Source organism: Halanaerobium sp. MA284_MarDTE_T2 (assembly GCF_003337245.1).
Lineage (GTDB): Bacteria > Bacillota > Halanaerobiia > Halanaerobiales > Halanaerobiaceae > QPJE01.
The window spans coordinates 51,735-65,646 of the sequence record NZ_QPJE01000012.1 but is presented as its reverse complement, the minus strand read 5'-3'; the positions used below and the strand labels follow the sequence as shown (position 1 = coordinate 65,646).

Below are 13,912 nucleotides of genomic sequence, written 5' to 3'. Positions count from 1 at the left end.
GTTGCTGAACCAGTATTAGCTTAAATAAAAAAATGAGAAACTAAGAATGAACGAGCTTAACAAACATATTCTCCATATTTAGGGGGTTGAACCGATAGCACAGAGCGGGTTAGTAATAATCGTTTAACCCAAATTATGATTGAAGATATTACTCAGAATATTAGAGAATATAAATATTTTGATTTTACTACTCCTGATACTTGGAAATTTTGGTATGATGAAATTGATAAAGATGCTGAAAATGCAGATTTTGTAATTCTAAAAAATACTAATAAATTAGAATTAAAAAAGAAAGTAGCTGAAAATCTACCTTTAAATAAAGAAAGGGCTCTAACCAATTTAGTAGAATTTAAGTTAAAAAATTATGCAGGTGAGAAAATTATTCTTTATAAAAGATACAAAGATGGAACTGGTATAATCAAATTTAAAAATGGAACCACAATAGTTTTTGAAGATGACAAGATAAAATTCACTGATGATATTAAAATAAAATATGTAGATAGTAGTGGTAATAATAAAGAAAAAACTTTTACAGGTGGTACTGAAATAAGGCTTATTGAAGGTAATGAGATAAGACTTAAAGATAACAAAAAAATAAATCGAGATAATGTCAGGAAAATTATTGTTGATGGTACAGAAATTGATTTTAATAACAATGCATTTGAATTTGAAATAAGAGTAGATTTAGGAAATGGTAATGTTATTGAAGAATTAAAAACTGTATATCCTCGTAACCTTAATTTCTGGAGGTGATCATTATGAAAAAAAATCTTAAAAATAATGATGGAATAGCCTTAGTAATGGTTATTTTATTATTAGCTCTGGTTGGAAGTTTAGCTACTGCTATGATGCTTATGTATTCTTCAAATATAGGTTTAGTACAGGATGCAGCTGCACGCAGTCAGGCATTTTATGCAGCTGAAGGTGGAGCAAATTATCTTGATTTAAAGTTAAATAAATTTTATCAAGATAATATTGCTGGTAAAGGTTTTTTTTCAGCTGAAAAAATTTATAAAGAGCTGCAGAAATTGCAAAGCCAATTTGAAGATGATTTAAATATTGCGGGTTATGGTATTACTATTGAATTTAATCCACATTCTAATTATGAAGAAAATAATATTTATATCTATGAAATTACAGCTGATAATGGTAATGAAAGTGAGACTATTAGAGTTGAATATTTAATTGAGCATTTAATTGATTATTTTAAATATTCTAGATTTGCAAATAAAATTAATCTCAATGGGTATAATCGATTTTATAATGTAGATGATCACAGTTTTGGAACTGCTGAAGTTTTATATAGTAAATGGTCTAACAGTTCCTCTTATTTTGAGGGAGAATTAGTAGTCCATGATAATAAGGTTTATGTCAGTAAAGGTGATTATTCTGCAGGTGAAGCAGTAGAACCTGGAGAAGATAACTGGCAGGATAACTGGATGATTGATAATTCTTTTAAAGAATGGAATAATGATAAGATTTATAGATCACGAGAAAAAGTGATTTATGATAACGAAATTTATACAAGTAAAGTTAATGATAATGAAACACAACCGGATCCTGATAATCCTAATAATGATTATTGGGAAATAAATGATCCAGATATATCAAAAGTAGGACTTGCTAAGGGAAAGGTTGATTATAATCAAACATCACTTCCTAGTCCTGATGATTATGATTATCAAGAAAAAATTGTAGAAGAATTTAAGAGAAGATTAGATGAAGAAGGCGGCTACACTTATGAAGATGATCAGGGAAGTTATAGTAATTGGAGTAATCAATCTTATTCTGTTGGTACAAAAATTAATTATAATGGTAAAGTTTATAGGGCTGAAAGAAGAAATAGATTTTTGTGGTTTACAATTCCACAGCCTGAACCACAACCTGATTTAGAACCTGATTCAGAGGATTATAATGGTTGGAGAGATTATTGGGTAGAAATGAATGCAGGTCAGGCTTTTATAGATGACAATAACCAATTTTACAATGATGGAAATTATATTTACATTGATGGAGATTTGACACCTAATGTAGCAGCAAGTATGGATTTTTCAAAAGCAGATGATGTACTTCATATTTTAGTTGATGGAGAAATAAGTCCTTATGCAAATCTTTCTCTTGATGGAAATGCAAATATAATTTTTTATACAACTGCTGAGACAGTTTCGTTTGAAAATGGTCATATTACTATGCCTTGGGAATCTGATATTAATTTAGCATATTTTGCTCCTTTTGCAACTTATACAAGTAATGATTTTAGTGGTGGTTATGCTTCTTCAATGATATTTAATGAAATAAATTATACAGATCAGGATATTTCAAGTGTTAAAACTTACTCTGAAGATAATCCTCTAAGGGGAAGTATAGATCCTGGTATAGCAGATTTAACAAGAGTTCATGGTGGTAACTATAGCTATAATAGTGATAAAACTGGTCCTATCAGATTAGACTGGAGCGTAATTAGATAAATAAAATAGAAGGGAGATGAATTATATGGCAGTAAGTCCATTATCTTTAATCAAAGGAATAAAGTATGTTAGTCTTGATTTTGGCCACAATAGTATTAAATATTTAAGCAGCAGAGCAAAAAATGGCAAGCTAAAGCTGCTTGCATCTGGTAGGAGAGAATTACCTCCTGGAACAATTAAAGATGGTAAGATTATCGATACTCATCTTTTAACAAAAATTATTGCAGATATTTTTAATGAAAAAGATATGAAACCAGGTGTTTTATTGGTTACACCAGCTTCTGGACAGGAGTTTGTTAGAAATCTTAAAATGCCTAAAATGCCTGAAGATGAGTTAAAAGAGGCCTTGGTCTGGGAAGTTCAGGATTTTATGGATATTGAGGTGGAAAAAATTGCTTTAGATTATATTATTATAAACGAGGAAAATGATCAGTATGAGCTTTTAGTGACAGGGATATCAAAAGATATTCTTAATGGTTATTTAGAGATATTTGATAATAATATGTTGAAAGTTGAGGTTTTCAATTTGGAAGATATGGCATTAATATCTCTACTAAGTAAAGATAAAAGATTAGAAAAACCAGCTTTAATTTTAGATGTTGGAGCTAGGAGTTCTAAAATTTTAATTGCTGCTGAAAATAAGTTTTATCTCAGTCGAGAAGTAGATACTTCAGGCGATAATTTTAGTAATTTATTTTTGAATGGAGAAAAAAGTCATGAAGAGGCTGAAATTGAAAAGAAAAAATTTGAGTTTTTTCCTGAGCAGGCAGAAGTTGAAGAAAAAAAATTTGATTTAATGCTTACAGATATTGACACTGCTGAAACAACACAGAAACGGGTAAAAGAGTTGGTAGATGAGATAATTTTTGAGATAAATCGTTCTTTAGAATATCATAATGAGAGAAATAAAGAAAATCCTGTTGAAAATATCTATTTAACAGGTGGCGGCTTATTATTAAATGGATTAACCAGCTATTTTAAAGAGCAGATAGATTATAAAATATCGATTATCGACCCCTTAAAAGAATTTGATTTCAAGAATGATGTCAAACAGATCAATAAACATTTTATGGCAACTGCCGCTGGTACTATTATTAGTGAGGTGATGCATAATGAGAGTTAACCTCCTTGAAAAAGATGATGGTGTAAAAATTGAATGGATGGAAATTGTAGTTGTCTTATTAATATTTTTAATTATTGCAGTACCAGCCTTAAATTATTATTTTAATTATTTAAAGGTTCAAAATCTTGAAAAACGCAGAAACGATTGGGAAACAAGATTAGAAGTGCTGCGTCCAGAGGAAGAATATTATTTTCAGTTAGAAGATGAAATTGCTAACTTTAAACTCCCAGAAAAAGTTGAACTAGAAAAATATACTACTGCACCATTTTTTATAGAATTTGCAAAAATAATTGGTGATAATATTACTTTTAATCGTTTAGATTACAGCAGAGGACAGATTCAAATTAATGGTAATGCTGAAACTATTAGATCATTATTAGATTTTAGTTCGCGTATTTTTAATTCAGATATTTTTTCTATTATTTCTTTAGAAAGGTTTAGAAAAAATGATAGCTTAGAATTTAATTTAATTGTGGAGCTAGATAATAAAGATAGAGGGGTGATTTATAATGAGTAATTTGTCTAAAAGAGAAAAAATACTACTTTTTATTTTATTTGTCACAGTAGTAATGGCTGCTTATTATTATTTGCTCTATCAACCTATCAAAGCTCATCAGCAGGATTTAGAAAATCAGATTACAAATATTCAAAGCGAATATACAGCTGTATTGAATAAAGTAAATCAAATTAATAGTTTAGAAAAAGAATTGGTTGAATTAAAAAAAGAAAGAGAAGAACGATTAGAAACAGTGGTTAGAGACGCTGAAGAGATTTTAGCTGCTGTTGATTATTTTGCCAGGGAAAGTAATGTTGATATCAGAAGTTATCAAAAAAGAAATACAGATAATGGTTATCCCTTTACTTTTGAAATTCAGGGTGGATATTTTGAATTACTATCCTTTCTTCAAATGCTAGATAACTGGGATTATAGATTAGTTGTAGAAAATTTGACTGCCAGTAATGTTCAGCAGCAGGAAAATTTAATTTCTTTAAATTTAAATTTATTTTATCATCAGTCAGATGAGTTAAGAGAGTTTATAGAAAATTCAGCGGGGTGATTTAATGAAGATTTTCAAATTATTATCTATCGTTATTTTAATATTAATGATTAATAGTACAGCTTCTGCTTTAGATCTTGATGTGGAAAGTGATTTAAACGAATTTGCAGCTGCAAATAAACTAAGTAGTACTCAAATTAAAAATTTAAAAAACCCATTTTTTATAGAAATAGAAACTGATGAAATTTCAGACGAAATTGCGACAGAGGAAAATTATCTCACAGAAGAATTTACTGCTGTTGAGGAGAGTAATCAAGTAGAAGAGACAGTTTCAGAACCAGAGATAGTAATTGATGGAGTAATAAAAGCTGCTAATTCTAGAATGGCTTTAATTGTAAGTTATAACCAGGATAAACATCTTCTTAAAATTGGAGATATGATGAATGGCTATAGACTATCTTCTTATCAAAATGGAGAAGCAGTATTTATAAAAAATGGCAGTTCCATTAGAGTTAAATATTAAAAAATTTGAGGCATATTGATTGGAGGCAAAGTAAATGATAAAAATAAAGAAGATTTCTTTTATTATTTTAATATTGGTTATATCTTTAACAGCAGCAGCATCAGCAGGACCACAGGACAAAATAGAAGATATGAATTTCAGAAATGCTGATATTGTTGATGTGTTGAGAGCTATTGCAGAAGTGGCAGATGTTAACTTAATAACTGACAGCCAGGTTGTTGGTAATATTACTGTTCATTTACAGGATATTACTTTTGAAAAATCTTTAGATTTAATAACTAAAACAAGAGGATTAGATTATAAATGGGACAATAACACTGTAGTAGTTGCTCAGCCTGAAAAAATCGATCAAATCTATTCTAATTTAGTTACAGAGTTTGTCAAAGTTAACTCAAGTGACTTTGAGAATATAGGAATTATTGTTAAAGAAATATTTCCTGAAACATTAATTTCGATGGACATATCAAGAAGGCAGTTTATTATTAAAGGAGAGAGTAATCGAGTAGAAGAAATTAAAGAGATGATTAATAGGCTTGATTCTGCTAAAGTACTAAAAGGGAGTAGTGGAACAGATTTTGAAAATAGGGAAAGTGAAGAAACTAAACTATATAGTGAAAGTTACACTGTTTTAAATGCAGATTTAGCTGATTTAGAATCAAAATTACGTATAGTTAATTCAAACTTAAATTTTCAGGTTAACCCTTTAACAGAAACTATAACGATAAGTGGAGAAGAAGAATCAGTTAAGAGTATTTTATCAATGGCTAAAACTTATGATCAGAGTTTGGAGCCTGAAACTCGTAAAATGAGAGTTGACTATATAGATACTGCACAAATAACTGAAATAATAAATAAATTTTATCCAGACATTCAACTTCATGTTAATGCTAAAAGAAAAGAAATTATTATTAATGGGGCAAAAAATAAGCTTGACGGAGTATCAGAGTTAATTAAAGAGATAAATACGCCGCAATATCAGGTTATTATTGAGACCAGGGTAGAAGAAATCTCCTCAGATTTAACTAGAGAAATTGGAATGAAATATTCTGATTCAATGGATGTAGGGATTGGTGATATTATAATTGAAAGAAATACAGATCTTGATAAAATAGAAGATTTAACTTATAAATGGCCTGAAATTTTTAAATTGTTAGACACATCTTCTGACTCTAAAACTTTAGCCAGACCTAGCTTAATGACTTTAAATGGCGAAGAGGCTAATTTATCAATAACTGACAAAGAACCATATGCAGTTCAAGAAGAAGATGATGATGGGGATATTACAACTACCTGGGAACATGTTGAAGCAGGAGTTAAATTAACTTTTACTCCCTGGATTACAGAAAATGATGAAATTGAACTTAAAATTGCACCAGAAGTGAGCAGCTTTTATGAAATTAATCCAGATAGATATTCAAATATAGATACTACACCACCTCCAGCTACTAAAACCAGGAGTGTAGAAACTACTTTGCGTTTAAATAATAATGAAACATTTGTAATAGGTGGCTTAATTCAGACTGATGGAGAAGGAAAAATTACTAAAATACCTCTTTTGGGTGATTTACCTATCTTTGGTGAACTTTTTAAATCTCGCTCAAAAAGTGAATCGACTAATGAGTTATTGATTTTTGTAACTCCAAGAATTATTAAATATGGAGAAGAAATTGAAAATCAGGATTATATCAGAGATGACAATGTAGAAGTAGATTCTGATACTGAAAATTCTTCAGCAGAAAAAACTAAAGCAGAAATAATAAATGAGTATTTACAGGAAAGCGGTAAAAAAAGAAAAGAATTATTAGACAGTCTAAGAAAAAATAATGATAAAAAAGAAAAAGAATTTGAAGGTCTAACTCCTGAAGAACTAGAATCTATATTAGCAAATTAAGATTAAAAATGTGATAAATGTAATTAAAGCTTGGCTTTTAAGCTGGACTTTTTTTGTTAATTTATTATCAATTCAATTTTCAGCTTTATAAATCCTCAATAATTTCTAACATCTAAAATTTTGAGTACTTAATGTTTTTGTGTTACAATTATCATAATACTAATTTACTTAAGAAAAAGCAGTCATAAAAAGAGAGGGAGCATTCTTGTGGATATACTAAAAAAGAGTTTATTTGCTAAATTGATGGTTTTTTTAATTTTGGCTGGGATTATTATATTTGGAATACAAATTTATATCAGCAGTAATTATTATAGAGATAATATGAGAAGTGAGTCCGAAAAATATTTAAAAGAGAAATTGAGAGCGGAATCAGGTTATTTAAACAATGAGTTCACAAGAAGTCAGACTGGCTCAGAAAATATTGCGTCTTTGGTTGCTAATGATGTGAGCCATAATGAGGATCTTCTGTTTAATTATTTTGAAGATGTAATGCAGAATAATTCAATGATTGTTGGTGGTGGAGTATGGATGGAGCCAGGGAAATATATAGAAGGGCAGAAGTATTATGGTCCTTTTTTATATTTAGAGAATAACTCTATTCAGGTCTCCTGGGAATATAGTAATCAAGATGGAAACTATTTTCAGTATGACTGGTATCAAGATGGTCTAGGTCAAGAATCAGTCTGGTCTGAACCATATACTGATCCAATCTCAGGTGTACCAATGATCACTGTGTCTTCTCCTATTAGAAGAAATAATAAAGCAATTGGAGTTGTTACCTTAGATATAGGTTTAGCCAGGATGGAAGAGTATGTTGGCGGACTTGAAATAGGTAAAAACGGCCAGGCTTTTGTAATTAGTGATCAGGGAAATTTTATTGTTAACCAGAATTTAGAAAATGCAATGGAAACTAAAATAACTGATTCTGAAAGTTCATTATCAGGAATTGGAAATCAGATTATAAATGCTGATCAACCGGGTTTAACTAGAACAGTGATTAATGGTGAAGATTATTTGTTATCTTATCAGGAAGTTGGAAATAGTGGATTAAAACTAGTTTTAACACTGCCTGAATCAGAACTTGGAATTACTCAAAATGTAATTAATACCTCAGTTATTTCTGCAGCTGCAATGCTGGCTTTTTTACTAATCATTTATCTGCTTATTAAAAAGTTAGTGCTCAAATATCTAAGAATGGCAGTTGAACATGCAGAAAGTGTGGCTGCCGGAAATTTAATGGCTGAACTTCCAGCTGACTTTGTGAACAGAGAAGATGAATTTGGTCGTTTAGGATCTTCACTAAAAAATATGACTGATAATTTACAACAAATTCTTTCTCAAATTCAGTCGATGGCTCAGCAGGTTGCTGCTTATAGTGAGGAATTGTCAGCTTCTGGAGATGAGGTTGGTACATCTGCTGAAGAAGTAGGAATAGCTATTCAGAATGTTGCTGATGGAGCTGAAGAGCAGTCAATTAAGTTGGAATCTACAGCTGAAAATATAAATAATTTAAGTTCTAAAGTTCAGACAGTAGAAAAACAAGCTCAAGATATGAATCAGGTTTCCAGTGAAGTATTAAAAAAGGTTAAGAGTGGACAAAAATCGATTAATGAATCTATTGAACAAATTTCTAAAGTTGAAAAAGATACTAAAGAAGTTAGTGATGTAATTGAAAGATTAGGTCAGCGATCGGAAGAAATTGGTAAAATCGTTGAACTTATTAATAGTGTTTCCAGTCAAACTAACCTGCTTGCTTTAAATGCAGCCATTGAGGCGGCAAGAGCCGGGGAAGCCGGCAGAGGTTTTTCTGTAGTTGCAGATGAAATTAGAGAATTAGCTGAAGAATCTTCCCAAGCTACTGAAAATATAGCTGAGTTAATTAGTGCTATTCAAAAGGATGTTAATTTAGCTGTTGATCAGATGAATCAAAATACTGACCGGGTTAATCAAAGTTCTGCTAAGATTAATGAAAATGGCGAAATATTTGATAGGATCAGTGAAGAAATTGATAAATTAATTAATATTATCTTTAGTAGTGTGGAAAATATAAACCAGGCTGCTGAGACAAGTCAGGAAATTGAATCTGAAGTAGATGAAGTTAATAGAATTAGTCAGGATTTTGCCGGTAATGCGGAGGAAGTTGCTGCTTCTAGTGAAGAACAGATTGCTTCAACTGAAGAAATAGTATCTTCAGCTAAAAAATTAACAGAGATGGCAGAAGATCTGGCTGAAATATCAAATAAGTTTAAAATTTAAATAGGCATAGAGTAGTTAAATTAAATATAAGGTTGAGATTTATAATAATATATTATTTTTCTGGACTTTCCCCATTTTTTATATACTGCTGCAAAAAGGGGAGATGCAGGAATATTGAAATTTTTAGTCAATGAATCTTAACGAAATGAAGGAAGAAATAGGGTTGAACTGCAGGATGGAGTGAGCTAATCATGAGTCAGGAGGACTCATTGATTAGTGTGCCCTATTTCACACCCGAATTGAGTTTTAGATAAATCTAAAAATTTCGTTGATGACTAAAGCCCCCCTTTTGCAGCTTGAAAATAAATTTTGGGGAAACTCCTAATTATTTTTACATTGACATTAATAATAAAATGTAATACAGAGGTGGTATCATGATTAGTGTAAGATTATCTAAAGAACTTGAGGAAAAAATCAATAATTTATCCGAACAAAAAAATGTAACTAAGTCTGATATTATAAAAGAAGCTCTCGAAAAATATATTGAAGAACAAGAGAAACAAACTAAACCATATGAATTAGGTGTTGAACTTTTTGGAAAACATGGAAGTGGTAAAGGGAATTTATCTAAAACATATAAAAAGAAAGTGAGGGAAAAAATTAATGAAAAGCACCCTCATTGATGCAGGACCACTTATTGCTTTATTTGATAAAGATGATAAATATCATGAAAAAATAAAAGAATTTTTAAAGGAGTATCACGGTAGATTATATACATCTTGGCCTGTAATAACAGAAGTATTGCATATGTTAGATTTTAATGTTGAGGTACAAATTGATTTTTTAAAATGGATAAGAAAGGGTGCATTAAATGCTGTATCCCTAACTAAAGAAAGTATTACTAGAATTATTAATTTATCTAGAAAATATTTGGACGTACCTATGGATTTTTCGGATGCTACTCTTATTGTAATATCAGAAACTAAAAATATAAAAGAAATAATATCTATAGATGCAGATTTATATAATTTTTTTATATATATATATATAGAAATGTTAGAAATGAATATTTGCAAAATGTGTTCAAATATCAATAAAAATTTACGATTATTTAGGGGGCTATATAGATACAACAAATATCCAGACACGTCGGAATTCCAAGTAATGTTACATGGTATTGCTAATTAGTAGATTGTGAAGCAAAAAACCTTCTGATTAATTAATCAGAAGGTTTTTTCTCTATTGAGTTTGTATTATTTAAATCATCAGCCCTATATGTCGTGAGGGCAATAAAATAAGGGAGATTGTTCCCTGATTAATCTATATCAAATTTTTTAATTATTTCTTCAAGATTTTCAGCTTTATTTGATAATTCATCTGCAATTGAAGACATTTCTTCAACAGTAGCGTTTTGTTCTTCACTGGCTGCTGCCACTTCTTCAGCAGATGCAGAAGTTTCTTCGGATACTCCAGCAATATTTTGAGCTTCTTCTGATATTCCAGAACTTAGCTTATTTGTTTTCTTGAATTCTTCTACAGAATTTGCCATTCCCTGATTTATTTTTTCTAAAGTTTTTCTAATATCCTTAAATGTTTTATTAGATTCATTTACAAGTTTTTCTCCACTTAGAATTTCATCTTCACTTCTATTCATTTCTTCTCCAACTTTATCGGTTGTTTTGGAAACTTCATCGATTAAGTCTTTGATTTTATCAGCAGAAGCAGAAGATTCTTCAGCTAATTCCCTAATTTCGTCAGCAACAACACTAAATCCCCTACCAGCTTCACCAGCTCTTGCTGCTTCAATAGCTGCATTTAATGCTAATAAATTAGTCTGGTCTGCTATATTGTTTATTAAATCAATAATGCTTTTTATTTCTTCGGAAATAGATTGTAATTCAGCAATATCTGTAGAAACAGTTCTCATAGCTTCAACTATATTTTCCATTTGTTGATTTAAATTATCCATCTTCTGAGAACCTTCATTAGTAACAACATTCATATCATCAGTATAATTTTGTACTTTTTGATTGTTTTGATTTAAATTGTTTAAGCTATCAACTAATTTTTGAATGTTTAAAGATACATTTTCTACACTTTTAGCCTGACTATCTGCTCCTGTTGCAACTTCCTGGATAGACATAGCAACTTGTTCTGATGTATTTCCTACTTCTTTTGAACTAACATCTAAAGTTTTAGATGTTTCAGTAACATCTTCTGAAGTGTTTTTAATATTTTGTACTAAATGCTTTAAGTCCTTTACCATTAAATTAAATGAATTACCTAAACTTCCAAGTTCATCTTTTCTGTTCACTTCTACACTAGCATTTAAATTTCCTTTAGCAACCTTATCCATTTCTTCTGAGTATTTTAAAATAGGTTTTATTACCTGTTTTGAAATGTATAAAATTATAGCTCCTAATAAAACAATTAATACTATAATGGATAAAATTGTAGTTGTTTTTAATATTTTTTGATTTGCTTGATAAGCTTCTTCAGTTGGTATTTGAGCAAAAACAGTTCCTCCAATTTCTTCAATCGGTAAATATGAGGCTAACATTTTTTTATTCTCATTTTGATATTCAAATACCGTATTATTTGAATTTAAAAGATCTTTTAAATTAAACCAGTTGCTAACATTGAAATTATTTTCTATAAGGTTTTGATTCGGATGTGCTAAAAGCTGGCCCTCTTTATTTACAAGAAAAGTATTTCCTGTTTCTCCCACTTTTGTTTCATTAATTAAAGTGCTTATTTGTTTTAATGAAATATCTCCACCGATAACACCAGATATTTGTCCTTTATCATTAACTACTTTTTTAGTAATAGTAATAATTAATTCACCTGTTGCTGCATCTGTATAAGTATCTGTCCAAATAGATGAATTTGAGTTTAAAGCATCTTTATACCAACCTCTATTTCTTGGATCAAAATCATCTCCAAGATCAGCATTTGGATAAGTTAATAATTCCCCATTTTTAGTTCCCATATAAATTAAATTAAATTGAGAATATTCTTTCCCAATATTAGTTAATGTTTTTTTAATTTCAGGTTTGTTCAAATTTTTAAAATTTGTTTCTTCTGCTGTATAATTTACAATTTTTTTACTTTCTTCTAAAAAAGCATTAATTTGTGATTGAACTGCTTTTGTTATATTTTTATTTCTCTGTTTAGCCAAAAGTGTAATTTCTTCTTTTACTACAGAATTAATAAAATAACCTAATGTTGTCAAACCAATTATCATAATTAATGCAACAATAACTATAATTTTTAAATTAAGTTTTTCGTTGATTTTTAAATTTTTAATAATATTATTCACATCATACCTCCTTTCTCCATTTTGATAAATTAATAACTCAATTGGTAATGGATGTTATTATATCATTTATTTTTTGTCTGGTCAATTGATTTTAGCAAAAAAAGGAGGTCCCTCTTTTGCTGCTATAAAGATAATTTTGGGGAAACCCCTTTTTTATGTAAAGATAGTAATTTTTAAACAAATAATAAAACTGCTAATCCTGCTAAAATAGGTACTGGAATTGCTAAAAGCAATCTAAGACCTACAATTTTAGGGCCAAAAAATATTAAGCCATAAGCAACCCTTCCAATTCCAATAGCACCATATCCCATTAACATTGCCATTACTACACTTATATGAGCCCCTTTATCATAAAGAGATTTAATGATAGGGTAAACAGCATAAGGGCCACCTTGTAGTAGACCGGCTAAAAGCCCACCTGCAGTAATACCCTTTAGACCTGAGCCTTCCCCTAAGAGATCACTAACCTTTTCTTCAGGAATTAGTAATCCAATAGCCTGCGAAATTAATAAAGCAGCTATAATTAAAGTCAGTAAGCTGGTAAAGGTTTGAAAAGAATTGATAACCCCTTTTTTTGCTACATTAGGTTTAACTATAAATAAATATGCATATAAAATAGCTGCACCTAATATAATAATCCTTTGTCCCCAACTTTTGCCAATGATAAAATTTATAATATCCATGATTTTCCTCCCTGTTTTGTTTTTTTTAATTATCTTTACCTATGTAAAATATTTCATTAGAAGATTTATATTAGTTTGACATTAAAGCAATTATAACAAATATAGTTTATAATTGCAACTATATATGCTGTGTGTTAAAATTATTATAGAAGATAAATTAAGGGTAAGAAAAGGGGGGTTATAAATGGAAGATTCTCTGGTAAGATATATTACTACAATTTCAAAATATATAAATTATTATATTAATAAGAAAGCAAATGAATTTAATTTAAATATAAAACAGGTGCATATTTTAAGAATTCTTTATAATAATGAAGGAATTAATCAGGAAGAACTGTCAGATATTTTTAAAACAGATAAAGTAACTATTTCCAAACTTTTAAGCGGACTAGTAAAAGAAGGGTATGTAGAAAAAAAGAAAAATGAAGCAGACAAACGTGTTAAAAATTTATATGTTACTAAAAAAGGAAAAAATATAAAAAAGGAAATAAATGATATATTGAAAAGTACTACAGAAATATTATCTTCTGGTTTTACAGAAAAGGAAAATGCTGTTATCAGGAAGCTGCTAAATCAAATGCTAGAAAATATTTATGAAGAAATAAATTTAGAAATATAATAAATGATATTGCCTAACACAGTGTCAGTGTTCCTGTATATACTAAAAACTGGCTTATTCTTGTGCAACATGATCTCTGTTATGTTTTTTAA

The 13,912-nt window shown here is 29.5% G+C and carries 13 protein-coding genes; 11 read left to right on the top strand and 2 right to left on the bottom strand.

Annotation, left to right across the window (positions count from 1 at the left end; translation table 11 throughout):
- Nucleotides 1-135: 135 nt before the first annotated feature.
- From DFR78_RS07155 to DFR78_RS07110, 10 genes are all read left to right on the top strand, one after another.
- Nucleotides 136-753 carry a hypothetical protein gene (locus DFR78_RS07155; RefSeq protein ID WP_114458151.1) on the top strand — a complete coding sequence of 206 codons (618 nt, stop codon included), beginning with the start codon at nt 136-138 and terminating at the stop codon, nt 751-753.
- Nucleotides 754-758: 5 nt separating this feature from the next.
- Nucleotides 759-2,468 carry a pilus assembly PilX N-terminal domain-containing protein gene (locus tag DFR78_RS07150; RefSeq protein ID WP_114458150.1) on the top strand — a complete coding sequence of 570 codons (1,710 nt, stop codon included), beginning with the start codon at nt 759-761 and terminating at the stop codon, nt 2,466-2,468.
- Nucleotides 2,469-2,493: 25 nt separating this feature from the next.
- A complete protein-coding gene (gene pilM, locus DFR78_RS07145; protein ID WP_158531728.1) occupies nt 2,494-3,591 on the top strand; it encodes a pilus assembly protein PilM in 1,098 nt (365 codons plus the stop codon).
- Complete coding sequence (locus DFR78_RS07140; protein WP_089716660.1) at nt 3,581-4,108, top strand: hypothetical protein; 528 nt, start codon at nt 3,581-3,583, stop codon at nt 4,106-4,108. Before pilM ends, DFR78_RS07140 begins: the two co-directional genes overlap by 11 nt.
- Entirely contained in the window at nt 4,101-4,649 is a 549-nt protein-coding gene (locus tag DFR78_RS07135) for a type 4a pilus biogenesis protein PilO (protein ID WP_089719187.1), read from the top strand. Before DFR78_RS07140 ends, DFR78_RS07135 begins: the two co-directional genes overlap by 8 nt.
- Nucleotides 4,650-4,653: 4 nt before the next feature.
- A complete protein-coding gene (locus DFR78_RS07130; protein WP_089716662.1) occupies nt 4,654-5,112 on the top strand; it encodes a hypothetical protein in 459 nt (152 codons plus the stop codon).
- 34 nt (nt 5,113-5,146) lie between these two features.
- Nucleotides 5,147-7,003 (top strand): type II and III secretion system protein, encoded by a 1,857-nt coding sequence (locus DFR78_RS07125; protein ID WP_114458148.1) that lies wholly within the window; start codon nt 5,147-5,149, stop codon nt 7,001-7,003.
- Nucleotides 7,004-7,210: 207 nt separating this feature from the next.
- Nucleotides 7,211-9,259: a methyl-accepting chemotaxis protein gene (locus DFR78_RS07120; RefSeq protein ID WP_114458147.1), complete on the top strand. Its 2,049-nt coding sequence runs from the start codon at nt 7,211-7,213 to the stop codon at nt 9,257-9,259.
- A gap of 374 nt (nt 9,260-9,633) precedes the next feature.
- Nucleotides 9,634-9,882, top strand: a complete 249-nt coding sequence (locus tag DFR78_RS07115) for a DUF6290 family protein (RefSeq protein ID WP_114458146.1) — start codon at nt 9,634-9,636, stop codon at nt 9,880-9,882.
- A complete protein-coding gene (locus DFR78_RS07110) occupies nt 9,863-10,387 on the top strand; it encodes a type II toxin-antitoxin system VapC family toxin (RefSeq protein WP_199505575.1) in 525 nt (174 codons plus the stop codon). Before DFR78_RS07115 ends, DFR78_RS07110 begins: the two co-directional genes overlap by 20 nt.
- A gap of 127 nt (nt 10,388-10,514) precedes the next feature.
- Here DFR78_RS07110 and DFR78_RS07105 read toward each other — a convergent pair whose 3' ends face one another.
- Nucleotides 10,515-12,518: a methyl-accepting chemotaxis protein gene (locus tag DFR78_RS07105; RefSeq protein WP_233487018.1), complete on the bottom strand. Its 2,004-nt coding sequence runs from the start codon at nt 12,516-12,518 to the stop codon at nt 10,515-10,517.
- A 173-nt stretch (nt 12,519-12,691) separates the two neighbouring features.
- Nucleotides 12,692-13,201, bottom strand: coding sequence for a permease (locus tag DFR78_RS07100; protein WP_114458145.1), 510 nt, complete (start codon nt 13,199-13,201; stop codon nt 12,692-12,694).
- A gap of 184 nt (nt 13,202-13,385) precedes the next feature.
- Between DFR78_RS07100 and DFR78_RS07095 the strand changes: the two genes are divergently transcribed.
- The gene (locus DFR78_RS07095; protein WP_114458144.1) at nt 13,386-13,820 is read left to right on the top strand and encodes a MarR family winged helix-turn-helix transcriptional regulator; all 435 of its coding nucleotides are present in this window, start codon (nt 13,386-13,388) and stop codon (nt 13,818-13,820) included.
- The last annotated feature ends 92 nt before the right edge of the window (nt 13,821-13,912 follow it).

What these genes read in the sequence shown, in the direction of transcription:
- DFR78_RS07155 (WP_114458151.1), top strand. Translation starts at nt 136, where the DNA reads ATGATTGAAGATATTACTCAGAATATTAGAGAATATAAATATTTTGAT.
- DFR78_RS07150 (WP_114458150.1), top strand. Translation starts at nt 759, where the DNA reads ATGAAAAAAAATCTTAAAAATAATGATGGAATAGCCTTAGTAATGGTT.
- pilM (WP_158531728.1), top strand. Translation starts at nt 2,494, where the DNA reads ATGGCAGTAAGTCCATTATCTTTAATCAAAGGAATAAAGTATGTTAGT.
- DFR78_RS07140 (WP_089716660.1), top strand. Translation starts at nt 3,581, where the DNA reads ATGAGAGTTAACCTCCTTGAAAAAGATGATGGTGTAAAAATTGAATGG.
- DFR78_RS07135 (WP_089719187.1), top strand. Translation starts at nt 4,101, where the DNA reads ATGAGTAATTTGTCTAAAAGAGAAAAAATACTACTTTTTATTTTATTT.
- DFR78_RS07130 (WP_089716662.1), top strand. Translation starts at nt 4,654, where the DNA reads ATGAAGATTTTCAAATTATTATCTATCGTTATTTTAATATTAATGATT.
- DFR78_RS07125 (WP_114458148.1), top strand. Translation starts at nt 5,147, where the DNA reads ATGATAAAAATAAAGAAGATTTCTTTTATTATTTTAATATTGGTTATA.
- DFR78_RS07115 (WP_114458146.1), top strand. Translation starts at nt 9,634, where the DNA reads ATGATTAGTGTAAGATTATCTAAAGAACTTGAGGAAAAAATCAATAAT.
- DFR78_RS07110 (WP_199505575.1), top strand. Translation starts at nt 9,863, where the DNA reads ATGAAAAGCACCCTCATTGATGCAGGACCACTTATTGCTTTATTTGAT.
- DFR78_RS07100 (WP_114458145.1), bottom strand. Translation starts at nt 13,201, where the DNA reads ATGGATATTATAAATTTTATCATTGGCAAAAGTTGGGGACAAAGGATT.
- DFR78_RS07095 (WP_114458144.1), top strand. Translation starts at nt 13,386, where the DNA reads ATGGAAGATTCTCTGGTAAGATATATTACTACAATTTCAAAATATATA.